At 59.1% G+C, this 23,905-nt stretch carries 16 protein-coding genes, 1 tRNA gene and 2 pseudogenes; 11 read left to right on the forward strand and 8 right to left on the reverse strand.

All coding sequences use genetic code 11. From position 1 onward, the window contains the following. A complete protein-coding gene (gene repB, locus AC3WWH_RS10480) occupies positions 1-1,077 on the forward strand; it encodes a plasmid partitioning protein RepB (RefSeq protein ID WP_058322950.1) in 1,077 nt (358 codons plus the stop codon). A 213-nt stretch (positions 1,078-1,290) separates the two neighbouring features. Here repB and AC3WWH_RS10485 read toward each other — a convergent pair. Further along, a tRNA-Ile gene (locus AC3WWH_RS10485) sits at positions 1,291-1,363 on the reverse strand. 132 nt (positions 1,364-1,495) lie between these two features. Between AC3WWH_RS10485 and AC3WWH_RS10490 the strand changes: the two genes are divergently transcribed. Together AC3WWH_RS10490 and AC3WWH_RS10495 are read left to right on the forward strand one after the other, a co-directional pair. Further along, positions 1,496-1,744 (forward strand): CopG family ribbon-helix-helix protein, encoded by a 249-nt coding sequence (locus tag AC3WWH_RS10490; protein ID WP_010875306.1) that lies wholly within the window; start codon positions 1,496-1,498, stop codon positions 1,742-1,744. Then, a complete protein-coding gene (locus AC3WWH_RS10495) occupies positions 1,741-2,031 on the forward strand; it encodes a type II toxin-antitoxin system RelE/ParE family toxin (RefSeq protein WP_058322951.1) in 291 nt (96 codons plus the stop codon). Before AC3WWH_RS10490 ends, AC3WWH_RS10495 begins: the two co-directional genes overlap by 4 nt. 292 nt (positions 2,032-2,323) lie before the next feature. Here the strand turns inward: AC3WWH_RS10495 and AC3WWH_RS10500 are convergent. Together AC3WWH_RS10500 and AC3WWH_RS10505 are read right to left on the reverse strand one after the other, a co-directional pair. Next, positions 2,324-3,420, reverse strand: a pseudogene (locus AC3WWH_RS10500) (IS1595 family transposase). Between the two features lie 229 nt (positions 3,421-3,649). Next, positions 3,650-3,952, reverse strand: coding sequence for a DUF982 domain-containing protein (locus AC3WWH_RS10505; protein ID WP_058322952.1), 303 nt, complete (start codon positions 3,950-3,952; stop codon positions 3,650-3,652). A gap of 333 nt (positions 3,953-4,285) precedes the next feature. On the opposite strand from AC3WWH_RS10505, the gene AC3WWH_RS10510 reads away from it, so the two are divergent. After that, complete coding sequence (locus AC3WWH_RS10510; protein WP_058322953.1) at positions 4,286-6,028, forward strand: peptide ABC transporter substrate-binding protein; 1,743 nt, start codon at positions 4,286-4,288, stop codon at positions 6,026-6,028. A gap of 22 nt (positions 6,029-6,050) precedes the next feature. Continuing rightward, positions 6,051-8,744: an adenylate/guanylate cyclase domain-containing protein gene (locus tag AC3WWH_RS10515; protein ID WP_058322954.1), complete on the forward strand. Its 2,694-nt coding sequence runs from the start codon at positions 6,051-6,053 to the stop codon at positions 8,742-8,744. Between the two features lie 859 nt (positions 8,745-9,603). Here AC3WWH_RS10515 and AC3WWH_RS10520 read toward each other — a convergent pair. After that, complete coding sequence (locus AC3WWH_RS10520) at positions 9,604-10,317, reverse strand: IS6 family transposase (protein WP_058322955.1); 714 nt, start codon at positions 10,315-10,317, stop codon at positions 9,604-9,606. A gap of 51 nt (positions 10,318-10,368) precedes the next feature. On the opposite strand from AC3WWH_RS10520, the pseudogene AC3WWH_RS10525 reads away from it, so the two are divergent. Beyond that, positions 10,369-10,869: pseudogene (locus AC3WWH_RS10525) on the forward strand (IS66 family transposase); the annotation flags it as partial. 179 nt (positions 10,870-11,048) lie between these two features. On the opposite strand, the gene AC3WWH_RS10530 reads toward AC3WWH_RS10525, so the two are convergent. Continuing rightward, positions 11,049-11,234 (reverse strand): hypothetical protein, encoded by a 186-nt coding sequence (locus AC3WWH_RS10530; RefSeq protein WP_156433123.1) that lies wholly within the window; start codon positions 11,232-11,234, stop codon positions 11,049-11,051. 318 nt (positions 11,235-11,552) lie between these two features. Here AC3WWH_RS10530 and AC3WWH_RS10535 point away from each other — a divergent pair, with 318 nt between their 5' ends. Both AC3WWH_RS10535 and AC3WWH_RS10540 read left to right on the forward strand, forming a co-directional pair. After that, positions 11,553-11,804 carry a hypothetical protein gene (locus AC3WWH_RS10535; protein WP_058322989.1) on the forward strand — a complete coding sequence of 84 codons (252 nt, stop codon included), beginning with the start codon at positions 11,553-11,555 and terminating at the stop codon, positions 11,802-11,804. A 127-nt stretch (positions 11,805-11,931) separates the two neighbouring features. Then, on the forward strand, positions 11,932-12,774 hold the full coding sequence (locus AC3WWH_RS10540) for a hypothetical protein (RefSeq protein WP_156433124.1): 843 nt from the start codon (positions 11,932-11,934) through the stop codon (positions 12,772-12,774). Positions 12,775-12,950: 176 nt separating this feature from the next. On the opposite strand, the gene AC3WWH_RS10545 is transcribed toward AC3WWH_RS10540, so the two are convergent. The 3 genes from AC3WWH_RS10545 to AC3WWH_RS10555 all read right to left on the reverse strand — a co-directional run bounded on the left by AC3WWH_RS10545 (position 12,951) and on the right by AC3WWH_RS10555 (position 17,119). Beyond that, entirely contained in the window at positions 12,951-14,603 is a 1,653-nt protein-coding gene (locus AC3WWH_RS10545) for a bifunctional aspartate transaminase/aspartate 4-decarboxylase (protein WP_058322958.1), read from the reverse strand. A gap of 131 nt (positions 14,604-14,734) precedes the next feature. Continuing rightward, the gene (locus AC3WWH_RS10550; protein ID WP_492376977.1) at positions 14,735-15,715 is read right to left on the reverse strand and encodes a DUF2950 domain-containing protein; all 981 of its coding nucleotides are present in this window, start codon (positions 15,713-15,715) and stop codon (positions 14,735-14,737) included. A gap of 21 nt (positions 15,716-15,736) precedes the next feature. Next, positions 15,737-17,119: a DUF3300 domain-containing protein gene (locus AC3WWH_RS10555; RefSeq protein WP_492376978.1), complete on the reverse strand. Its 1,383-nt coding sequence runs from the start codon at positions 17,117-17,119 to the stop codon at positions 15,737-15,739. 286 nt (positions 17,120-17,405) lie between these two features. Here AC3WWH_RS10555 and aspT (AC3WWH_RS10560) point away from each other — a divergent pair, with 286 nt between their 5' ends. From aspT (AC3WWH_RS10560) to aspT (AC3WWH_RS10570), 3 genes are all read left to right on the forward strand, one after another. After that, complete coding sequence (gene aspT / locus AC3WWH_RS10560) at positions 17,406-19,097, forward strand: aspartate-alanine antiporter (protein WP_058325378.1); 1,692 nt, start codon at positions 17,406-17,408, stop codon at positions 19,095-19,097. A 144-nt stretch (positions 19,098-19,241) separates the two neighbouring features. Then, a complete protein-coding gene (locus AC3WWH_RS10565; RefSeq protein ID WP_058325379.1) occupies positions 19,242-21,968 on the forward strand; it encodes an aminotransferase class I/II-fold pyridoxal phosphate-dependent enzyme in 2,727 nt (908 codons plus the stop codon). A gap of 216 nt (positions 21,969-22,184) precedes the next feature. Continuing rightward, positions 22,185-23,876, forward strand: a complete 1,692-nt coding sequence (gene aspT / locus AC3WWH_RS10570) for an aspartate-alanine antiporter (protein WP_058325380.1) — start codon at positions 22,185-22,187, stop codon at positions 23,874-23,876. The last annotated feature ends 29 nt before the right edge of the window (positions 23,877-23,905 follow it).

A 23,905-nucleotide genomic window follows, 5' to 3' on the forward strand; every position in this document is an offset into this window, starting at 1 on the left:
ATGGCTGGCAATCGCAAGAACGAACTGCGCGCCCTCTTCTCCGGCAACGTCCAGCCGGCAGGTCCGGCCGCGCCGGCTGATGAAACGCAGCCTGCCACTGCAACGAGCGCTCAGCCCGCCGGGCCCGTGGCCGCCAAGGCACCGCTTGCCGAAGTTCCCCGCGCCGCGTCCGGCGCGATCAAGGCCATGGGCCTTTCGCTCGGCAGCATCACCCGCGAGGCGGAAGAGGCGCGCGCGCTGCGCGAAGCCCTGACGCAGGGCGAGCGTGTCGTCGAACTCGATCCGGATCTGATCGATGCATCCTTCGTCGAGGATCGCCTGACCGACGGTGAAACTGACGATCCGGACTTCCTGGCCCTTGCCGACAGCATTCGCGACAGCGGCCAGCAGTCGCCGATCCTGGTGCGCCCGCATCCGGAGAAGCAGGGCCACTACCAGACGGCCTATGGCCATCGGCGCCTCAACGCCGTGCGCAGTCTCGGCATCAAGGTCAAGGCAATCGTCCGGCCGCTGACCGACGACGAGCTGGTGCTCGCCCAGGGCAAGGAAAACGCCGAACGGCGCAACCTCTCTTTCATCGAGCGGGCAATGTTTGCCTCCGCGCTTGCCGACCGCGGCTTCGACCGCAAGGTGATCGGTGAGGCGCTCGCCGTTCAGAAGAGCGAGTTGTCGCGTTTGATGCAGGTGGCCGAAGGCGTGCCGCCGGCAATAGCCCGCGCCATCGGCCCGGCACCGAAGGTCGGCCGCGAACGCTGGATGGCGTTTGGTGCGCTGCTTGAAGACGAGGTCGCGGTCCAGGCCGCGCAGGAAGAATGCCGCTCCCGCCGCTTCCTCGAAGCCGAAAGCGACCACCGGTTCCAGATTCTCTTCACCCGCTTGTCGCGTAAGCCGAAGGTGGAAACGATGAAGCCGGAAACAATGGTCGACGCCGGCGGACGGGCCTTTGCCAAGCTGAAGCGCGACGGCAAGAACGCCCGCATCGAGTTTGCAGCCGACGTCGATCCTGCCTTCATCGACGAGGTTGCCGAGTTGCTTGCCAAGCGCCATGCGGCTTTCACGGCCGGCCGCGAAGGCTGACCAGCAGCGGCTTCACTTGGGGTTATAATCAGACCCCGCAACCACTTCCAGTATAAATTCATCGCATCCCCGGCTGACTAATGGGGATGTTTGCGTTTGATCCTCGTTTTAAGATCCCATAATGTATCGACTGGCACTTGCCCAGCTTACCCGGGGCTGGCCGCTCTTTTTGAATAACTTAGTGTTGGCCGTTTGGCGATCAGTATGCTGGTATGGTGGGCCCGGCAGGACACGAACCTGCAACCAATCGGTTATGAGCCGACGGCTCTGACTATTGAGCTACCCCACCAGAAAGTTTCTAAGCACAGAAAAACCGATGGATCAGTCGCGTAGCGGATGCTTTGAAGACGTGTTTTGAACCTTGACGCACCAGTGCGGTTCACCGATAATCAAAGTGAACCAAGGAAGGTTAGATCCCATGACCGCTGCATTTACCGTGCGTGTAAAAGATGAAACCGCGAGCAAGCTGGATCAGCTCGCTGAGAAGCTGGATCGGTCCCGCTCTTATATGGCTGCAGAGGCCATCGAAGCTTTCGTTGAGCAGCAGGAATGGCAGCTTGCCGAGATTGAAGCCGGGTTGACCGAGGCCGACCGGGGTGAGTTCGCCAGCGATGAAGATGTGGCGAAAGTCGTCAGGAAGTACGTCAAGTCTGCCCGCCAATCATGAGTCGGAAGCGTATTCGTTGGACGCTGCGGGCGTTGCGGCGACTTGGTGAGATCGGCGCGTATATCGAGAAAGACGATCCGGATGCGGCGGCTCGCGTCGTGGCGCGGATTGTCACTGCCGTGGATGCGTTAGCGGAGTACCCTGCCAGTGGGCGGCCTGGTCGTATCAAGAGCACGCGCGAGCTCGTGCTGGCCGACATTCCCTACATCATTCCCTACCGCATAAGTCGAGACGTCGAGATCCTCACCGTCATGCACGCTCACCAGCAATGGCCGCAGGTTCTCTAGTCGCGACCAATAAAACGCGTCGGCGCGATGAGCGATGATCCGCTCATCAGCCTGCCCGTTACGGCAATGTGACCTATTCCCGGCTCCGTCCGAAAAGCACGGCGCTCATGCTACCCCACTCCCCGGGACGTCATCACTGCTAGTCAAAATCAGACGGGAAGTGCAGGTTTTCGACGGAAAACTGGAAGCGATCAGCCAATCTTGGTTTCAGTTGCGAATGGTTCACATGACGATTGTGCCACGTTTGTTCCCGTTCTGTGCGTTCAGGATCGCATAATGTATCGGGCCCTTATCAACCAAAGACAGCGACTGCTGATTTGACGATGATCCCACCATCCTGGCTTCTGCGCATTTGCCGGCCGGTCGCAGCGCGAAAGATCTGCAGCAGTTGCAGCGCCGGCGGTACCCGTGACCACATTGTTTTCATGCGTTCCACGCCATTTCGGCTTTTCCGCACAGCCTGGCCAGTCACAATGCGCTGTGACCAGCGGAAACCGATCTCGTGGAAATACAGGTCGGCGTGCTGCGGGCTGATGTGATGAAAGACACCGGCAATCGTGCGGCGGACGCGGGCATTGAAACCTTCGACCGAATTGACATGAACGGCGTCACGAACGTATTCGCGGCTGGAATGCTTCACAGTGTCATGCCTGGCATAGTTCTCGCCAAGGGCTATGAACGCTGTCGCCTCATCGCTCATCAAATAGGCGTCGGGGTCGATCTGCGCTTCGGCGGCGCGCGCCGCTGCACGTAGCGAAAGACCAGTCACCACCGCAGCACGCGCGTCACCGGCCGGAGTGCCGGGTGTGACGTCATCTGGCCGCTGCACGATCACCATGACCGGCGTCTTCTGGGTATTCGGTAGACCTTTTCGGCCTCGTCCAGGTGGTGGATCGTCCGGATTTAATCTTGCTCGTCCACCGAGATAAAAATGGTCGATCTCCACCGAGCCATCGAGCATGCGCTCGCGCGCCGCCATGAGACGCAGCGCGTGTCCCATCCGCCAGGCCGTGGGTTGGCTTACCCCCAGAGCCTCGGCCAGACGCACCGAGGACAAACCTTTATCCGACTGCAGAATAAGCCACATGCCCTTCAGCCAGACACGCAAAGGAAGCTTTGTGGAATGCAGCGGTGTGTGTGTCGTCACCCGTAAACTGGAACCGACATCCGCCGCTGGAACATTGATAGAGACCCGGACGCGCACGCCGCTTGCTCATATCGCCCGGCGATCGCGATCGAGCGCTTGTAGCCACAGGCAGGGCAAACTCTTCCGGCCGGCCACACCATGCTTTCCAGCAATCGCCGACACTGCTCCTCATCGCGAAAGGCCACGATCATATCTTCCGCGGTCCGAATGTTGGTAAGCGCTGCAAGCATCGTTTCCGACATTCTCATCTCCCTCGGATCATCCCCGAAGAATCGCACGGCAATCCCTAGACAGCAAGGTTGTTGCTGTCTTTCGTTGATAAAGGCCATGTATCGACTGGAATGATGCCCGCGTTATCGCACTTTGGTGGGCGCAGCGACAAGATCACCGAGATTAGGTGGTTGACGCCCGATTCGTCACGGACGAGGCGAAGAGAGGCCGCTAGCGCAGCCTCTCAGCTTGGTAGTCTGTTTACGGCGAAATCCTACCGCCACCCGCTTTCGTTTTGACCATCCACGGCAAAATCGCGGGGGCTTTCACGAGTATGCCCTTCATTTTCGCGAAGGAGCGCAGTGCGTCTCGCGCCACCTGGACCGGCTTGTGCCCGTCATGGGCCAAATAGCACGTCTTCAGGGTCGCGTCGTGAATGATGTCGCGATCTCCCTTGGACCACTCTTCAAGGAAATCGATCGCGTCGTCGAGATTGGTGATTTCGAGGACCAGATCCTTCCTTTCACGCAGGTAAACTGGCCGGTCAAACATCTTCGTGTGCATTTCCACCTCACTGAATTCGTTGGTTTTCAACAAGGAAAGCGCGCGATGCGCCCGTCGAAAATTTAGTTTTGCAGCCTTCTCGGTTCAAGTAGTCTGAATGGATGTGTATCCGCATTGCTCCGTCTCGAAAGGGCGCTAACGGACACCTGAACTTTTTCTTTTCGGCCCCTTGAAACTGAACTTTTGCCTAACGCAACGCCCTCACTTAGCTCGTGGCTTCAGTCGTTTTATATTGCCAAGAGCTCGCATCGGGATCAAATTGCGCGATTGCTAATAATATAGAGGTGGAGCAACCAATGCGAGAAGCTTCGCGGCGGGGGGTGGTGTTATCACATGAATTTTAGCTCTAGGGGGACGTTTTTTCTGGTGATAGTCGCGGTGCTGTTGGCGTGCATGCCGCAACGTGCAACGCCGACGGACTTGGACAGCGAAACGCTAAGACTGTTGTTATGGCAGGCGCCGAGCACACTTAACCCTCATCTGGCCCCCGGCATCAAGGATCAGACCGCTAGCCGAATAGTCTATGAGCCGCTGGCGAGTTTTGACAGGGAAGGCAACCTGGTCCCCTTTTTGGCTGCCGAGATTCCATCCCTCGAGAACGGTCAGGTCGCCGCCGACGGCAGATCGGTTACGTGGAAGCTCAAACCGAACATCAAATGGTCCGACGGCGTTCCCTTCACAGCGAAGGATGTCCTGTTCACTTATGCCTACATCACCAACGGGGACGTAGGTTCGTCGAGCACCGGGTCGTATAAATCGGTCGAGAGAGTTGAGGCACTCGACGACCTGACCGTGAAGGTCGCGTTCAAAAACGTCAATCCTGCGTGGTCGCTGCCCTTTGTCGGCGTGCAGGGGATGATCATTCCGGAACATGTGTTTGCCGGATACAACAACAAGAATGCCACCAATGCTCCGGCCAATTTGGCGGCGATCGGAACCGGCCCCTACCGCCTCAAGGAATTCCGTACCCAAGATGTGCTTCTAATCGGCGAAGACGTCGTCAACACGGTCAAGATCATTTTCGAGCCGAATCCCGAGTATCGCGATCGTCCCATCTTAAAATTCAAGGAGGTGACACTCGAGGGCGGCGGCGATGCCAGTACTGCAGCGAACGCGGTATTGAACGAGGGCATCGTCGATTATGCCTGGAACCTCCAAGTGGGCGAGGCTGAACTCCGCCGGCTCGAGGCCAAGGGAATCGGCAGGGTCGATCTTTACTGGGGCTCCTATGTCGAACGCGTCATGCTTAACTTCAGCGATTCCAGACGCGAGACAGCCGACGGCGAACGCTCAAGCACGCAATTTCCGCATCCGATTTTGACCGACAAGCGCGTTCGACAGGCGCTGGCCGTCGCGATTGACCGAGGGAAGATCGCCGAGCTTTACGGTAGGAGCGGCCGTGCCACGGCCAATCTTCTGGTCGCACCGGCTTCCTTCGCATCGCAAAGTACAAGTTGGGAGTTCAATCTCGACAAGGCTCGCGCGCTGCTCGATGAGGCGGGCTGGCGCGACACCGATGGCGACACCGTTCGGGATAAGGACGGTGTACCACTCACGTTGGTTTTCCAGACTTCGTTCAACTCGATGCGAGAGACAACCCAGGACATCATCGAGGCGGATTTGGCCTCGATCGGAGTCCGGATAGAAAACAAGCTGATCGATTCCAGCATCTTCTTGGGAGCAACTTCAGCCAGCACCAACACGAGACGGCACTTTTATTCGGATTTGGAGGAATTTGCCTATGGAAACAAAGGCCCCGATCCCGGCAGTTACATGATTGGCTGGACCTGCGCCGAAGCCGCGCAGAAGGCGAATAACTGGTCGGGATCGAATTGGGCCCGCTACTGCAGTGATGATTACGACGCGCTGTTCCGAGCCTCGGCAACGGAAATCGATCCGGAGAAACGGCGCAGACTTTTCGTGGCGATGAATGATCTTTTGATCAGCGACGTCGCTGTCATTCCGCTCGTCGAGTGGGGCTACGTCTCGGGTCTTCGCAACGACATTGCCGGCTATGATCCAACGCCCTGGGATTCCGAAACCTGGAACATCGCGAGCTGGCACCGCAAGAAGTGATTTGCTGAGTGGAAACGGAGGCATGGTGTCAGAAGAGCTGAGTATCAAGAAAACCCGCCCGCACCTCACTCTCTGGCCGATGCTCACGCAAGCGGTCGCGCCGGCTTTGCGAAGGCTCAATATCGGCGGCAAGCTGACGATCGGCTTTGGCGTTTTGGTGGCCCTGTTGCTGCTTGTCGTCGGGTTGAATTATCTGGGCAGCATTGAAGCCGTTCGCAATATCAACAGAACCACCAATCTGAGTGCGCCAAGCGCAGTTGTGTCGGCGCAGGCGCAGGCGAATCTGCTGCGTATGCTGGGCGAAGTCAGGGGCTATCTAGCCCTGGGTGATGAAACCTATCGGGACGGCTACCGGCTGGCAAACGAGGCATTCCGAGCGGACATGCGTAGGCTGGAAGCTCTCTTGCGTGCGAGAGGCGAGTCAAGAGTGAGCGCCGAGGGCGGCGATGTAGAGCAGGCGATGCGGGAATTCAGCGATAAGCTTGTGGCGTGGCAACCATTGCCTGATCAACTGTTCGAACTGAGAAACGATCAATTGCGTCGGGAGCCGGCACTTAAAATTCTCATAACCGACGCCAATCCGCTCATTGCAACGATCGTGGGATCGGCCAAGGCCATGATGCTAACCCAGCAAAACCGGGAAGCAACGCCGGCCAACACAGCGCTACTCGTAGAGATTTCGTCGTTTCAAAGCTCGTTTTACGCAATGGTTGCGGGGCTACGCGGTTATGTGACAACCGGGAGGGACAGTTTCAAATACGAGTACCAGACGAACCTGACCATCAACGAAACTGCGTGGTCACATGTAGCCAAGAGCAATGCATTGGCGCCCAATCAGATCACCTTGGTCGAAAAAATTTCGAAAAGCCGCACCGCTTTCCTGGATCTTCCGCCCAAAATGTTCGAGGCGGTGGAAGGCGAGCATGCCCGTGAGGATCTTTTTCTTTTCCGCACGCAGGCCGTTCCGCCTGCGGAACGGATGCTTGAGCTTTTGGACAGCATTGCCAAGCAGGAGCAACAACGCTTGCAAGTCGATCTGGGCAGCGGCAGGGATCAGCTCGTAAGAGCGCAACGGATAATAATCTCGGTTGGAGCATCGGCTATCCTGCTGGGGCTGCTCCTCGGCATGATATTTCGAGAGAACATTGCCGGCCCAGTTCAGCGACTGACCAGCGTAGCCGATCGGGTACGCAGAGGCGACCTTGCGGCGCGTGCCAACGTCGAATCCCGAGACGAGATTGGAAAATTGGCGGCGACCTTTAACAGCATGACCGCGCAGCTCGGCGCAAACCTTGAGGATCTGGAGTGCCGCCGCAAAGAGCAAGAGACCGTGGCAAGACGTTTTCGCCGCCAGAGCGAGTATCTGGGTGCCCTGCACGATACCTCCCTCGGCCTGATTGCCCGCCTGGACCTTACCGAGCTTCTGTCAGATCTTACCGCTCGCTCAGCGCAATTGCTCGGAACCGAACATGGCTATGTCTATCTCGTGGACAAGTCGGGCGAGGCACTCGAGCGCATGGTTGGGGTCGGGGTCTATACCACGCACATTGGCCAGAGGTTGTCCAGAGGCGAGGGCGTGGCCGGGACGGTCTGGGACACCGGCGACCCGCTCGTGATCAACGATTACCAGAACTGGTCGGGGCGCGCTGCGGCCGCAGCTCAGATGGATGTTACCATTCGGGCGATCATGGGGGTGCCGCTCAAATCCGGCGAGATGATCGTTGGTGTGCTCGGCATCGCGTATGACGATGCCTCCGCGCTCGAGTTCGGCGATGAAGAGGTGGAACTGCTGAAGCGCTTTGGTCAGCTCGCCTCGATCGCCCTTGAGAATGCGCGGCTGCATACAGCGACCGAAAGCGCCAGGCATCAAGCCGAGGAAGCGAGCAAACGCGTGGGTGAGCAGAATCGCATGCTCGAATCCTTGTCCAGCAAGTTATCCAAGTACCTTTCCCCGCAGGTCTATGCGTCGATCTTCTCGGGCAAACAAAATGTTGAGATCTCCTCAATTCGAAAAAAGCTCACCGTCTTTTTCTCCGACATCGCTGATTTCACAGCGACGACCGACAAGCTCGAATCCGAGGAATTGACCGAGTTGCTCAATCATTACCTCACTGAGATGGCTAGGATCGCACTGGAACACGGCGCAACGATCGATAAGTATGTTGGCGATGCCATCTTGGCGTTTTTCGGCGACCCGGAATCAAAGGGTATTAAGCAGGATGCGCTCGCATGTGTCAGGATGGCGATAGCAATGCAGAAGCGGATGCAGGGGCTGCAGGCGGAATGGGCCAACGCCGGTTTCAAACTGCCGTTCCATCTGCGCATCGGTATCAATACTGGCTATTGCACCGTCGGCAATTTCGGCAGCGAGGATCGAATGGACTATACGATCATCGGCGGCGAAGTGAATCTTGCCTCGCGCCTTCAGGCGCATGCCGACCTGGAAGGCATCCTGCTGGCGCACGAGACCTATGCGCTCGTCAAGGACGAGATAGAGACTGAAGAGCTGCCCCCGCTGACGATGAAAGGCTTTTCGCACCCTATTCCGTCGTATCGGGTTCTTGGCATTCGGGACGATCAACAAGTTCCCGCCGGAATGGTTTGCCACATCCAGGAGGGATTGCGGCTTGAGATCGACGTCGCGGCACTAAGAGGTGCTGGCCGCGCCGAAGCTATCAAGGTGCTCGAGAAATATATGCGAGAGCTGCGTAGCTAACTTCTGGCCGGTGAAGGGCAGCTTCGGGTCGAAACGCGTCGATCGCAGCTTCCGAGGTAAGGTCTGCAAGTGGCACAAACCTGCAGCACGGCGGCATCTATGCATGTCCGCTTCTGGGATACCACCGTGCTCTGCTCAGTGTCCGACTTGAAGGCGCAGTGCTGCCGTTGACAGACTTAAGCTCGGACGTCGCCTTCGGGTCGGACAGAATAGTGCTCCCACGTGCCCTGCACGGCTAGTTGCTGTGATGTGAGACCGGTAACTTCTCAGGGGTTGAGCACGGATTGTTAGTCCCGAGTGGTTCATGACCATCGCTTTGCTCAAGGAGGAGGCGACGGTGGCGGTGGAATGGACGATCACGATCCAGGGGAAGAACGAAGCGAACTTCGCGATCGTTTGAGAACACGGTTCCGGCAGCCAGAGCCGAACATGCCCTCGATTTTCAAGCCCAAGCCACCACTCCTGCGTGCCGCCTGACCCCAGAGAAGTTATCGGTCTCTGAGAGTCCAAAGCGGCCGGCATGACTCCGATCGACGAAAGCCGAGCCGCAAGTCACGCTTGTTCCTTGTTCTAAGGATGATCACGCTCTGGGCTTCCAGATGGTGTTGTCTTCTCTATTCGGCGTGGTGAGGTCAAGCACCTTCTGACTGTCCGTAGCTATGGTTGATTGATGTCTTCGCAGTATCGCGCTTCTCTCCGGGATCGGCCTGCGTGGCCCTCCCACTATGGGACCAGAAGAATGAGGCGGAACAATCTAATCGGCGACCTGATCGTAATGGACGACCGTACCAAGACAACCACGCGAACGGTGGCGTCGCCTTAACTGTAGGGAACCAGCGTTGAGGATGTGTGCCGTGTTTCAGGCAGCTATCGAGCCAGCGATTTCATGCCAGATCGAGATGGCGTGAGTGCGAAGCTGGCGATGGTCGGTGGCGTTCAAGTGTTTCCGGTGAAGAGGAAAAAGATTGGCGATCTGGCCGTGAGTTGAGACGAAACGCTGGCACTGTCGTGCGGACTTGAACCGCATCATACGTCGCTCTCGCCGCCGTAGCGGCAGATGAGAATTCTCAGCTCGGTTGTTCAATCCCTTATGCGAGCGATGCTCGACGCCTGGCATCAACTCGGCCTTTGCGGCCGAATAGGAACGCAGCTTGTCGGTCACCATCACGCGCGGGGCGATACCTTGGTCCTTGAGCAGCTTACGCATCAGACGCAGGGCGGCTGCCTTGTTCCTTCGGCTTTGCAGCAGGGCATCGAGGATGTAACCGTTTGCATCGACGGCACGCCACAGCCAGGATTTCTTTCCCTTGATCGTCACCACCATCTCATCGAGCTGCCACTTGTCGGCAAAGTGGCCGCGTGAGCGTCGTCTGAGCTGATGAGCGAACTTCAGGCCAAATTTCGTCGCCCATTCCGAGACCGTCTGGAATGAAACGTTGATGCCGCGCTCAGCCAACAGATCTTCGACGTCGCGTAGGCTGAGCGGGAACCGATAATAGAGCCATACGGCGTGGGCAATGATCTCAGCGGGAAAGCGGTGGCGTCTGAAGTGAACATGAGCAGCTTCGGTCATGACAACCCGAATACCAAGTCGATCCCAACCAAGCCGTTAAGGCGACGCCACCTCGACGAGGCGTTGCTGCGTATCGCCGCTCTCTACAAAATCGAGGACAGCATCCGAGGCCGTGATCCCGGACACCGCCAGACTGTGCGCCAGAACCTGTCCCGTCCGCTAGTCGATGAGTTCTTCACCTGGTTGTCTGCGCAGGCCGCGCGCGTCTCGCGCAAGTCCGACCTCGGCGTGGCTATGGCCTATATGCTGAGACGACAAGACGGCTTCCGGCTGTTCCTCGATGACGGCTGCGTCGACATCGATTCAAACCTGGTCGAAAACGCCATACGCAGCCCGGCCATGAACCGCCGCAACGCGCTGTTTGCAGGCCATGACGAGGGTGGCCGAAATTGGGCCCGCTTTGCCAGCCTGATCGGCAGCTGCAAAATGAATGGCGTCGAACCCTACGCCTACCTGCGAGATCTCTTCATCAGCCTGGCCAATGGTCATCTCGCGAAAGATATCGACGCCCTCATGCCATGGGCCTACGCGCAACGGACCAGCGCCTCATAGTGAGCTCGTCAGGGACTCTTCGATGAGCTCACGGGACATCCGCAAGCGATAGACCTGACCGTTGCAACCGCAAAATCAATGGGGTGGAGACGCCGCATACGTTTTAGCAAAAGTCGGTAACGGTAACAGCGCCGTCTCTGGGACGGCATGGAAGCAAACCGCAAACAGGGCGTAAAGTTTCAATCAATGAACATGCCGCCAATTGATGCGTGTTGAAAATTGAAGCTATGGCTGTTGGCGCATTCGGACGATGACGGCTGGCTGTTCTCGGGTCCAAAGCCTGGCACCGCAGCGCTTTCGTTGGTGGCATTTTGGGCTCGACAGGGCAGGTCGTTAATCCGGCACAACGATCCGGCCAGAGTCATTGCCGCTCCTCTCGCGTTCTGCCGGCTTGGTTGCTACGCCCAAGTCCCCCCAATCCCAACGCACACTGCGCATCGTCGGCCTTACCCTTTTTGAGGTCAGGCAAGACATAGCATACACTGGAAGCAGCGGCGCCCGAGTCCCGGTTTAACTGTTACGTACTTCCCCTTTTCTCGTAACGAGCAATGATGTTTCCCGACGTCGCGGAAGATTTAGGGTTCGAGGCGGTGTGTTTGGCGCCATCTGCCCTCATGCGGGCGAGCACTTCCGTCGTTAGCAATGCAATGAGTAATCCTGCGTGCATGGTCATTGGAGGGCGCATGAGCTTGTTGGAACTGGGGCGGGCTCGGCTGGCTATGGTGTTGCCACATCACCGCGAGCAATTGCGGAGTGCTATGGATGATTACAGCCGTGAACTTTTCGAGGCCTACGCCTTGGCGTCGACGACACTCGACAATCTCGAGCGAGAGATGTCGAGGCGTGAGGATTTGATACATGAGTATCATCAAATCTGCCTGGATTTGCAGGCGGAAGTGCTAACGATGCTCACCCAAAAAAAGGATAACACGTAACCGAAGAAGCGGGGGGACCGCTTCCCGCCGTCGTGGCGCGAACGGGCGCGAAGCCCGGCAAGGCAACTGAGAAGATCGAAAGGTGAGTGACTTGAAATCTACGTGCATGTCCACTCGCGCTCTCGCTATGCTCCTGGCGACCGCACTCGCTCCAACAATCGTCGTGGCCTCCACCTCAGAGGCGGAACTGGTCACCAGCCTTCAATCTTGCGCTTCCCGATTGGAAGCAGGCAGTGACTACGGGAGTTATGTCGAAGGGTATAACGATGCTCAGGACATTGTGAGGCGCGCGCTCGAGTTCATGCGAGGCCGAGTTGGTCCGTCCGCAGCTGCAGAACGCGCCCAGGCTGCGAAGCAGGAGTTCGCCGCAGATCTTTTGGACCGCCCGATGGAGGCTCGGTCGCGCGTCGCGGCGCTTGTAGAGGAGTGCTTGGCGCACGCCGAGGCGACTGAAGCCATATTCGATGGAGCGGAGGTAAGTCGCGCCAGCGAGCTTGAAGCTTCGGCGAACGCACAACGTGACGCGGTTGCCCGTGCCGAAAGCGAAGCCGAACGGGCGGACCTGGCGGAACGGCGGGCAATCGCTGCAGAAGCGGCGGCAGAACGAGCAAAGGCCGAGATCGCCATTCTCAAAGAGGAGCGCCGCAGAAGGGCAGAAGCGAAGTCGTCTTCAAACGAAAACAATGGGCCGACCAACGGGAATGAGAACTCCGTTACACTGAACGTGCGGGAAAACGTGCAGCGTGCGCTTCGGGCAAATGGCTACAATATCTTCAAGAGCGCCGAAGAGATGAATTGCAGCTGGACCGGTTCGGCCCACCTATGCAAGCGGCCGAGCGGCGGGACGACAGTCAGCATCGCGTCGGACCCATATCGTATCCGCATTCTCACGGTTGACACTACCATTGATTGTTTGAGGCTCCGAAACGGAAAAATGGTCGCGCAAGGCAGTGGTGACGACTGCCAGTGACCAACTCGCGGCCCTTAAGCTAAGGATAGCTGGCCAAAGTAAATCCTTGCCAATACCGCGCCCTGTCAAGCCTTCAAGATCGAACTAACGCGAGAAGCTCACCGCCACGGCTTCCATATGTTCGTCTCGGCAGCTGTAAGCAAGCGGCCGGCGTGGCTGCCGGCCGCTTCTTTTTGCTAGCTGATCTTCAGGCCCTTGGCCGCCTGGTAGGTCTGCACATAGCCACGCGCCACGGAGCGCACGGCGCGGCCGATCTGCGAATAGGCATCGTCATTGAGGTTGGCGAAGGAAACGCGCGCCGACCAGCTCGGCGCATCGAAGCCGGAGCCGTTGAGGAGCACGATGCCGTGGTCCTCGGCGAGCCGGAACGGAATGTCGAGCGGGTGGATGTTGTCCTTCACCCAAGTGACGACATCTTCTCCGACATACTTGCGCAGCCAGAACTCGAAATCGATGATGCCGTAATAGTGGTCGAAATAGATGCCCGGGTTGGACTCGACGCCCATGCCTTCGATCAGGTTCCAGAACCGCTTCGTGCAGATGGCGATGCAGGCCTTCTGGTAGGCCTTCTCGACATCCATCAGCTCGACGAGGCTGAAGAGCGTCATCATCACTTGCTGGGGAAGCGACAGGCCGGCGGTGTGGTTCAGCGCCACGTCGCGGCTGTCGGCGACGATGCGGTCGATGAACTTCACCTCGCGCGGCTTCGGCGTCATCGCCTTGTAACGCTTTTCCAGAAGCTTCTGGGTAGGCTCGGCATGGGCCTTGATCTTCTCGTCGAAGATGTTGTCCTGGGCAACGGCAACCACGCCGAGGCGCCAGCCGGTGCAGCCGAAGTACTTCGAATAGGAATAGACGCCGATGGTGTTGCGCGGCAGATGTCCGAGCAGGGACTGGAAGCCCGGAACGAAGGTGCCGTAGACGTCGTCCGTTAGGACGATCAGGTCGGGACGCTTGTTGTTGACGAGATCGACAAGGCGCTTTATCGAATCCGGATCCATCGCAACGGCGGACGGGTTGCCGGGATTGACTAGGAACAGCGCCTTCACCTCGGGGTTTTCCAGCGCCTTGATGTCATCGTCGGTGAACTGGAAGCGGTCTTCCTGCTCGGCGCTGACATTGATGGTCTTGAGGTTGTAGTCCTCCAGTTCCGGCATTTCGAGATAGGGCGTGAAGATCGGCGTGCCGAGTGCGATCGTGTCACCGGCGTTGAGCAGACGGGCGTTCTTCAAGGCCTTGAAGATGTAGCACATGGCGGCGGTGCCGCCTTCGACGGGATAAAGGTCGAACTTCGCCTTCGGCCGATGCCCGGCGCACATCGCCCACATCAGATATTCATGGGTGATAATCTCGTTGTGGTGCAGCGCCCGATCGGGAACGGGATAGTTGTCGCCGATGATCGAGTCGGTCAGTTCGTGCAGGAAGCCATCCGGGTCGAAGCCGAAGGTCTTGATGGCGTAATTGACCGCATCGGAGAGCGTCTTTGCGGGGGGGATGCCTTCATCCTCTTCGTCCCAGTCGGCCGTGTTCTGCAGCTGCTTCTTCGTCCACTTCTCAAACCGCGCATGGACGCCGTCCTTTGGCGGCATGCCGGCCACACCTGCCTTCGGGTCGTAATAGGCGCGCTTGGCTTCCGTCAGCGCGAACTGGCCGAGCAGGAAGAAGGCTTCACGGGCCCGTGTCGCCGTCCAGTTGGGGTTGCCGCGGCCGGCATTGAGGAAGGCCTTGGCGGATTGCTGCGAGCTCGTCTTGGCGAGCTTGATCAGTTCGTCCTTGATTTCGAACGGGCTGAGATCGGAAATGCTGTCGTAGAATTTTCTGTCCAACATAGTTCACACTCCCTATGAACGATAGTCTCAGTTAGCCTACCCCCTGGGGCCAGCATGGTCAGTAGCGGGCATGCCGTAGCCGAGGGCGGAGCGCGGCGTTGACGTTTCCGAGTGCTCCTGACGTCAAATCTTCAGTCCGCGACTACGTCCCATTTGTCGTCGGGATCGAAACGATCGATGAAGGGCACGATCTGTTCGGTGCTCGGCCCCAGGTCCCGCTCGTAGACGATGCCCTGCTGGTTGACGACGAAGGTCTTGACGCCGGTCTCGGCATAACTGACCGGCCAGGCGATCAAGGCGAAACCGCCGATCATGTTGCCGTTAATGACATAGTCATATTGGCCGCCGGCAATGTTATCGCCTTGCGATGTCACGATGCGGAAGCGGTAGCCGAAGTAACCTTGGCCAGCCTTCGCCTTTTCCAATGCTGCCTCGCTGATCGAGTCGCCGACCGGACTTTCGCCATCGCCCTGATCGGCCGGCCAGTAGAGCCCGTCCGTCTGGCCAGGTGTGCTGATCAGCTTCTGGGCGTATTCGAGCACGCCATCGGCGTCGCGATCCTGCGAGGCGTATTCCTTCTGCGCATCGACATAGGCCTGTACCGTATCGATCGCCTCGAGCTCGTTCTCGCCGACGCGGCGATTGACGATCTCCTCGAGCCCGACATAGGTGTCGAAAGCCCATTTGCCGTCATCGCCCTTGGTGATCGGGAAGGGCAGGGGCCAGAGCCGATCGCCGAGCTGGATGATCTTGCGCCCTTCGAGGTCGCGCACGACGACATTGCGGGCGGCACCTTCACGAATGAGCGCGAAGGTATCCATCGCCCCTTCACCGGCCTTCAGCTTCTCCGCACTGAGCCCCAGAAGCTTCGCCAGACCGTCGAAGTCATTGGCGGCGAGCTTCGCCTTGAATTCGTCGACCGCCTTGGCGGGATCATCGAAGACCGGCGGATCTTCGTCGGCCGCATAGGCATCGAGACCCGCAGCCATTTGATCCGCTGGCGCCTGTTCCGCCGGCGTCTGTGTCTGCGAGAAAGACGCGTTGAGTGGCACAGCGGCCAGCGTGAGGGCGATCGCCGTTCCGAGGAGAAACGGATGAAAGAGCTTTGTCATGGTCGTTCTCCTATGATCCGTTCAACGTCTGCGTCCACCGCCGCCGCCGCGACCACCGCCGCCACGGTGCATCGGTGGTCTGCCGCCGCCGCGGCTCATCTGTGGCCGCCCGCCGCCGCGGTGGCCACCGCCCATGCTCTGACCGCCACGACGCGACGAGTTGATTTCGCGCCGCCCGGGATTGACGTTGCCGAGGCCCGATGGATTTCTCGACCGGTTCTGTGCCTTGGCGGCCATCTTCTTCTTGCCGCCCTGACGGTTGACCTGAGAGGGCTTTTTGCCCGCTGGACGGTTGAGGCTCGGCTTACCGTCTCCAGCCCGCGCTTTTGCGATCGCCTGCCCGCCACCGGCCCCACCTGGTCGGGCTGCCGGCCTCTGCTGGGCCTTCAGCCCATCGAGCGTGCTCTTGCGCACGTCCCGGATCTGACCACCGCCACCACCGCCGGGCCGCGCGTTCGGCCGATCGCGGTTGATCTCGGCGGCGCGGTTGCGCAGGTTGTTGTTGCCGTTTGCCTTGATGTTGTTCTTGATGCTGTTGCGGTCGAAATGCTGAAGCTGGTCGCGGTCGAAGTTGATCTTGCTGCGATCGACATTCTTCCAGTCGATGTCGTTCCACTTCACCTTGCCGTTGATGTTGTTGAAGCAGTTGTTGCAGTCGATGTCCATGTCGCCGCCGTTCCAGCGGCCGCCCCAGACGCCCCAATCGTCCCAGTCGACGATCGCCGCGAAGGCCGCCCCAGTCACCGCGCCGGCGAAGAAGGCCGCCCCCGGATACCAATAGGCCGGATAGGGTTCTTCATAGTAGCCGATCGGCGCCGGTGCATAATTCGGCTCGTACAGCATCTCCGGCGGATACTGCGGCACGTAGATCGTTTCGGGGTTGGCTGCCTGAATGATGACGTTGTCGCCTTCCTGGACCACCTTCACCTTGTCATCGGTCTTGATGATATTCTTGGCGACGGCCTCGTCACGCAGCTGCTGTATCGCGATCAGCACATCCTTCTGCTGATTGGCGATCGCGTCGCCGAAAGACTGCGTCCACTCGAGATCTTCGCTCATCATCTTGACGATCTGGGGATAGTTGAGCAGCGAAATGACGCTGCCGTCCCAATCGTCCTTTGGTTTCATGTCGGGTTTCTTCTCGCGGGCCTCCAGGAACCGCTCCGCCTCGACGATCTGCAGCGGATAGAGCGCGGCAGCGGAAATAAGCGCCACCAGCTCGTCCGGATAGAGCGCGATGCGCGCGACCAGAACTTCGAGCTCGTCGTCGCTGAGTGGTTCCGGCGCCGTCTGCTGCTCAGCGGCCGGCGCACTGGCCGTCTGCTGGGCCATGACGGCCGTGATGGGCGTTGAAACCAGTATCGTCATTGCGCTGCCGAGCGCAATAATCATCTTCCGGACCATGGATTACCTCCAAGCACAGAGGGGGTACTGATCCCCTTCACGAAATTAAACTGCCCTCTGCTTTCATTACCGGTGGCAGAACGAAGGCGAGTACATCTGCAATATTCAGTTCGGTTCGAATTATGGCCCAAGCGCTGCGCTATGGAAGATACGTAACAGTTACATTGAGGTGATTTGCGTCAATGTTGTTGCTTCCGTCAGGGACGCTGGGCATCATCACGCTTATTATTCGTCCGAGAAGACACCTCGAGGCAGATGGCGTCGGCGAAGTAATGGGGAAGGCATCATGGTTGACTGGTTCGTAAACACGCTTCGTACTTATCCCGAAATTGCAATCTTTCTCTCATTGGCGCTTGGATACTACTTCGGTTCATTCACCTACAAAGGCCTTGGCCTCGGTGCAGTGACTGCGACGCTGATCGCTGCCGTCATCATCGGTCAACTCGGGATCACCATTTCGCCACCGCTCAAGGCCACGTTCTTTCTGATGTTCCTGTTTGCGATCGGTTATGGCGTCGGGCCGCAATTCGTTCGGGGCATCGCGAAGGATGGCCTGCCGCAAGCGTTGTTCGCTGTGGTTGTGTGCGTCTTTTGCCTCGGAGCGCCCTATATCGCTGCCAAGATAGCCGGTTATGATGTGGGTTCCGCGTTGGGGCTCTATGCGGGTTCGCAGACTATCTCAGCGTCGATGGGATTAGGAACGGATGCCATCAATCGTCTTGGGTTGGCGCCGGAAGAAACCAAACGTCTTCTGGACGCCATGCCGGTCGCTTACGCCGTCACCTATATTTTCGGCACGATCGGATCGGCGATCGTACTGGCGCTGATCGGTCCTGCACTCATGCGTATCGACTTGGAGGCCGAATGCAAACGCTACGAGGCGGAGCAAGGTGGCAAGAAGGAAGCGGGGGGCGCTGGAACCGCTTGGCACCACTACGAACTGCGGGCCTACCGCGTCCGCGAGGGCGGCCCGGTCGTCGGCAAGACCGCACGTGAAGCCGAATCGATGATCCCTGAGCAGCGGATTTTCATTGAACGTGTTCGTCGCGGGGGGAAGATCGAGGATGCTACAGCGGACACAGTAATCCAGGCAGGCGACGTCGTTGCCGTGGCCGGGCGGCGCGAAGTGCTGGTCAGTGTGATTGGTCAAGCGGCAGAGGAAGTCGACGACCGCGAATTGCTGGCCGTGCCGGTCGAAGGGGTCGACGTCCTTGTCACGACCAAGGAGGCGAACGGTAAGACGCTGGCGGAACTGGCACAATGGCCAACGTCCCGCGGCGTATTCCTGCGCCGGATCGCCCGCGGTGCCACGGCGACGGAAATTCCGATCCTTCCGAACACGCAGATCCATCGCGGCGATATCCTGACGATCGTCGGGCGAACACAGGACACCGCAGCTGCCGCCAAAGCACTGGGTGTGGCCGACCGACCGAGTGATGTTGCCGATGTCGCCTTCATCGGCGCTGCAATCGCCATCGGCGGCTTGATCGGTGCACTCGTCTACAAGGTCGGAGATGTGCCGTTTACATTGTCCACCTCAGGGGGAGCGTTGATCTCCGGACTCTTCTTCGGTTGGCTGCGCTCCGTGCGGCCGAAATTCGGGCGCATACCGACATCGACAGTCTGGTTCATGAATTCGGTAGGCCTCAACGTCTTCATTGCCGTGGTCGGCATATCATCAGGCCCGGGCTTTGTCGCCGGCTTGCAGCAGCTTGGTTTCAGCCTGTTCCTTTGGGGGATATTCGCAACGACGGTGCCATTGGTGCTGGCAATGTATGTTGGGAAATACGTGTTCCGATTCCATCCCGCCATTCTTCTGGGGTGCTGCTCCGGCGCGCGTACGACGACTGCCTCGTTGGGCATGATCAACGATCGGGCCAAGAGCCAGATTCCCGGGCTCGGCTACACCGTGACTTATGCCGTCGGCAACACCCTGCTGACGATCTGGGGCATGGTTCTTGTGATGATGATGACCTAGGCGGCCGATTTCGCGGCGTCGTGGATCACTCCATGGATGGAATGCCGAGCGCGGTTTCTGCAACCTGAATTATCGCTGCCTCAGAGTCAGAACCGCGGACTGGTGGTAGCGGGCAGCCTTTCGGAACAGCATTGGGAGCGTGTTATGCCGAACAAGACCGCACACGTTGATCAGTTTCTGCTCATCCATTCGGGACGTGCGGACAATTGGCGCGAGATCACGACACTCGCGGACGCCTGGGCCGCCAAACGTAGCGATCGGGCTGCGCTGGAGGCGGCGATTGCAGCGGTAAGGGCTGCTGAGGAGTACCACGCCTACCCGGGGGGGCGGTTGCTTTCGGCGCTGGTAGAGCGCATTGCCACCGATGATGCCGGCGGTGCAGCAAAGCTTGCGCGACGAATCTCCAACGGGTTGCTTACCCATTCCTATCGAGGCCGCCCGAGCGAATGGGACGTCCACGACGAGATGTCTGCGACCGAGGTGACCGACATTATGCCGCCCGGAACCGGTGAGGCGGGCGGGCGCCGGCCCTATTTCGAAGTTCTGTTCGTCAACAGCCAGCCGGCCTCCCGATGGGACGCCTTCGCAGCAGAGATCCGCCGGTTGCGCCGGCCCGAGGATGGTTTCATCTACGAGCCCGTTCTGGTAGGTTCGTTCGAGGATGCATTCTGCGCAGCCGCATTGAACCCCGACATCATAGCTGTCGTTCTCGCCGAAGGATTTCCGTACCGCTCGCGCCATGACGCGCCTGTGCTTCGCTCGGTGCTTGATCCGCTTGGCGAAACCGAGGGGCCGGACATGTCGGCGCTGCGCCTGGCGCGCGGATTGAAGCATATCCGACCAGAGCTCGACGTGTATTTGCTTTCCGACCGCGAGGTCGAGAAAATTGCTGGCGACCCGACGGCCGATGCCATCCGGCGCGTGTTCTACGCGGTTGAGGAGCCGCTGGAACTGCATCTCGCCATCCTTGAAGGCGTGCAGGAGCGCTACGAAACCCCGTTTTTCGATAATCTGAAGAAGTATGCGCGCAGGCCAATCGGCACGTTTCATGCTTTGCCCATCGCCCGCGGTAAATCCGTCTTCAAGTCGGACTGGATCCGTGACATGGGGGAATTCTACGGGCTCAACCTGTTCCTGGCGGAAAGTAGCGCGACCACCGGTGGCCTCGATAGCCTGTTGGAACCAACTGGCACCATCAAGAGGTCGCAGGAATTGGCGGCCCGTGCCTTCGGCGCAGACCACGTCTTCTTCGTAACCAATGGCACGTCCACCTCCAACAAGATGGCTGTGCAGGCGCTTCTGGCACCAGGCGATATCGCGGTGGTCGACCGTAACTGCCATAAGTCGCACCACTACGGCATGGTGCTAACGGGTGCGCAGCCATATTATGTCGAAGCGTTCCCGATGACTGAGTATTCGATGTATGGCGCCGTGCCGCTTGCGACCATCAAGCGCGCGCTGCTGGCGCTGAAGGCCGAAGGTCGCCTCGAACGTCTCAAACTGCTTGACCTCACCAACTGTACGTTCGACGGCCACATGTACAACGTCAGACGGGTGATGGAGGAATGCCTCGCCATCAAGCCCGACCTTATCTTCCTCTGGGATGAGGCTTGGTCCGGATTTGCCCGGTTTTCGCCATTCCTTCGACCGCGCACGGCAATGGGCGCGGCGGCCGATATCGAAGAATGGCTGCGCGATCCGGCCTCTGTCAGCGCCTATGAAAAGCAGCGCGCCGACCTTGGCAAGAATCCGTCCGACGAAGCGCTGCTTGCCGCTCGCCTGATCCCGGATCCGCGCCTTGTCCGCCTGCGGGTCTACCAGACCAACTCCACGCATAAATCCATGTCAGCAATCCGCCAGGGCTCTATGCTGCTGGTCAAGGATGTGGATTTTCACGATGTCGAAGCTCAGTTCCACGAGGCGGTTTTCACCCATGCCTCGACCAGCCCGAACCAGCAGTTGATCGCCAGTCTCGATGTTGCACGCAGGCAGATGGAACTCGACGGCTATGGGCTGGTGATGAACGCGATCGAGATCGCGCTGAAGATCCGCCGGGCGATCAACGAGCACCCTCTGATCTCGAAATACTTCCACGTCCTTGGCGCCGATCAGATGATCCCGGCAGAGTATCGCCAGTCAGGGTTTAAGGATTACCTGGCGCCTGGCTCTACCTGGGCCACGGCCGTCAAGGCGATGAAGGAGGACGAGTTCTATCTCGATCCCACGCGTATGACGCTGGTATGCGGAACGGCTGGTTTCGACGGGACGCAGTTCAAGGGGCTGCTGGCGAACGAGTATGATATCCAGCTGAACAAAACGTCGCGCAACAGTGTGCTGTTGCAATCCAACATCAACAATACCCGCAGCGATATTGCGCACCTCGTTCGCGTTCTGGTGGAAATCTGCCATGGTATCGAAAAGCGGCTCGCCGACGGTGGAGAGGACGAGCGTGCTGCTTTTGCCGCGCGCGTAAAGTCGCTGATGACGGATGTGCCCGACCTTCCCAATTTCAGTCACTTCCATGAGGTTTACCGCGGCGATGCGGGCCGGACGACGCCGGAGGGCGATATGCGTGCCGCCTTCTTCCACGCCTATGATGCTTCGGTTTGCGAATACGTGCCGCTGATTGGAGCCGAGTGCGACAAGAGGCTGAAGGAAGGTCCGGAAATGGTCTCCGCCAATTTCGTCATTCCCTATCCTCCCGGGTTCCCGATCATGGTGCCGGGGCAAGTGCTGACGCAGGAGACGATCGACTTCATGCGCAAACTGGATGTGAAAGAGATCCATGGCTACGAGAAGGCGCGCGGACTGAAGCTGGTCAAGCCCGATGCTGTCGCCGCGAAAGCGAAGCGTCAGTCAAAAGCACGGTAGCGGCTGCGATGTGGAGTCGCTCCGACGTGATTTTATCCGCATGATGGCCTTGCGCTTTCTGGGGAGTAGCGCATGCAGCCGGAGCTTTTCGACGGGGTGACTGACACCCCGTTTGTCGCTGCAGTTCGTTGGAGCGTACCGATTTTGCATGAGGGCTTGGGGCGGCAGTGAACGCGTCAAAGCCTCGGATCTGGGCGAGGGGGAACGAGTCTGGTGATGATTTGGGTCGAGCAATTCCTGATCAAGTATCCCGAGCTTGCGGTGTTCCTTGCGATCAGCATCGGATATCTGATCGGTGGTCTCAAGTTGGGTGGCTTCAGTCTCGGACCGGTTACCGGCTCACTGTTTGCCGGCATCCTGATCGGGCAGTTCGCCGACGTCCCGGTTGCCGGCATGGCAAAATCGTTCCTGTTCCTTTTGTTCCTCTTTGGCATCGGCTACTCGGTCGGGCCACAGTTCCTGCAGGCATTGAAGCGGGACGGAATGAAGCCCGTTCTGCTCGCGGTCGTCGTCTGTGTCACCGGGCTGCTCATGTCCGTCGTCATTGCCAAACTCCTTGGACTGGATCCCGGTTTTGCAGCCGGGCTTTTGTCCGGTTCGCTCACCGAAAGCCCGGCGATGGGCACTGCAACGGAAGCGATCAATGCGCTACCGCTGCCCGAGGCCGACCGCGCGCGGTTCGTGGCGCACATCGCTGTGGCTGACGCGGTCTGCTACGTCTTCGGCGCGGTTGGCGTCATTCTATTCTGCAGCGTCGTCGGCCCCTGGTTGCTTGGCATCGACCTCGTGGCCGAGGCGCTGAAGCTGGAGAAGGAATACGGCATCACCCGCAAGGCGGCTGGGGTCTCCTCCGCCTGGCACAGGTTCGAGATTCGCGCCTACCAGATTGCGGCTGGCGCACCGGCCGCCGGCCTGTCGATAGTCACCGCTGAGGCGGCGTTTCCGGAACACAGACTTTTCATTCAGCGCCTGCGCCGGGCCGGCACAATCATCGAGGCCGCCCCGGATGTCGTGATCGAGCCCGGTGATATCGTTGCTGTTTCCGGGACGAGGGAAGCGTTGGTGAGTGTCCTTGGGCCGCGCGCCGAAGAGATCGAGGACCGCGAACTGCTCGATGTCCCGGTATCGATTTGTGATGTGTTGCTGACAAGCCCTGATCTCAAGGGTCGAAGCATCGCTGATCTAGCCACGGAAAGTTGGACGCGCAGCCTTTATCTGCGCACCATTACGCGTGGGAGTCAGGATATTCCAATCGCTCCAGGGATCACCGTCGAACGCGGCGATATCCTGCGCCTGGTCGGGCCGGAGGCCGTCGTCTCGAGCGCCGCCAAGCGTATTGGCGTCGTGGTCGCCCCGCCGGCGGCGACCGACTTCCTGGTCCTCGGTCTTGCGATTTTCCTTGGTGGGCTTGTCGGCGTTCTCGTCACGTTTCCCATCGGGGACATGCGGATTTCGCTCAGCACCAGCGTGGGCACGCTGCTCGCCGGGTTGGTCGTGGGGCATCTGCGCACGCGCTTCCCGCTTTTCGGCCGAATACCGGATGCTGCGGTATCACTCATGACCTCGCTGGGGCTTGCCGCCTTTGTCGCTATGACGGGTCTTCATGCCGGGCCTGTCTTTGCATCGGCAATCGCCGAGGCAGGGATCGGGCTTCTTTTCGGCGGCATGATCGTCACCACGGTTCCGATGATTGTCGGCCTATACTTCGGGCGCTACGTGCTTGGAATGAACCCCATCCTGCTCCTGGGCGGGCTGGCCGGGGCACAGACGATGACAGCCGGCATGGCAGCCGTCCAGGACAGGTCCGGGAGCACGGTTGCAGTCCTTGGCTACACGCCCGCGGTCCCCATCGGGCACATTCTGCTCACGACCTGGGGGACTGTGATCGTCGGTATCGTTGCAGGATGAAGGACGGCAGATTCCATCAGTTGGCGGCA

Source organism: Ensifer sp. EB106-03-01-XG145 (genome assembly GCF_058792075.1).

What these genes read in the sequence shown, in the direction of transcription:
- AC3WWH_RS10495 (WP_058322951.1), top strand. Translation starts at nt 1,741, where the DNA reads ATGAGTCGGAAGCGTATTCGTTGGACGCTGCGGGCGTTGCGGCGACTT.
- AC3WWH_RS10555 (WP_492376978.1), bottom strand. Translation starts at nt 17,119, where the DNA reads ATGGTCCGGAAGATGATTATTGCGCTCGGCAGCGCAATGACGATACTG.
- AC3WWH_RS10545 (WP_058322958.1), bottom strand. Translation starts at nt 14,603, where the DNA reads ATGTTGGACAGAAAATTCTACGACAGCATTTCCGATCTCAGCCCGTTC.
- AC3WWH_RS10550 (WP_492376977.1), bottom strand. Translation starts at nt 15,715, where the DNA reads ATGACAAAGCTCTTTCATCCGTTTCTCCTCGGAACGGCGATCGCCCTC.
- repB (WP_058322950.1), top strand. Translation starts at nt 1, where the DNA reads ATGGCTGGCAATCGCAAGAACGAACTGCGCGCCCTCTTCTCCGGCAAC.
- AC3WWH_RS10540 (WP_156433124.1), top strand. Translation starts at nt 11,932, where the DNA reads ATGCTCCTGGCGACCGCACTCGCTCCAACAATCGTCGTGGCCTCCACC.
- AC3WWH_RS10505 (WP_058322952.1), bottom strand. Translation starts at nt 3,952, where the DNA reads ATGCACACGAAGATGTTTGACCGGCCAGTTTACCTGCGTGAAAGGAAG.
- aspT (WP_058325378.1), top strand. Translation starts at nt 17,406, where the DNA reads ATGGTTGACTGGTTCGTAAACACGCTTCGTACTTATCCCGAAATTGCA.
- aspT (WP_058325380.1), top strand. Translation starts at nt 22,185, where the DNA reads ATGATTTGGGTCGAGCAATTCCTGATCAAGTATCCCGAGCTTGCGGTG.
- AC3WWH_RS10515 (WP_058322954.1), top strand. Translation starts at nt 6,051, where the DNA reads ATGGTGTCAGAAGAGCTGAGTATCAAGAAAACCCGCCCGCACCTCACT.
- AC3WWH_RS10530 (WP_156433123.1), bottom strand. Translation starts at nt 11,234, where the DNA reads ATGACTCTGGCCGGATCGTTGTGCCGGATTAACGACCTGCCCTGTCGA.
- AC3WWH_RS10520 (WP_058322955.1), bottom strand. Translation starts at nt 10,317, where the DNA reads ATGACCGAAGCTGCTCATGTTCACTTCAGACGCCACCGCTTTCCCGCT.
- AC3WWH_RS10535 (WP_058322989.1), top strand. Translation starts at nt 11,553, where the DNA reads ATGAGCTTGTTGGAACTGGGGCGGGCTCGGCTGGCTATGGTGTTGCCA.
- AC3WWH_RS10490 (WP_010875306.1), top strand. Translation starts at nt 1,496, where the DNA reads ATGACCGCTGCATTTACCGTGCGTGTAAAAGATGAAACCGCGAGCAAG.
- AC3WWH_RS10565 (WP_058325379.1), top strand. Translation starts at nt 19,242, where the DNA reads ATGCCGAACAAGACCGCACACGTTGATCAGTTTCTGCTCATCCATTCG.
- AC3WWH_RS10510 (WP_058322953.1), top strand. Translation starts at nt 4,286, where the DNA reads ATGAATTTTAGCTCTAGGGGGACGTTTTTTCTGGTGATAGTCGCGGTG.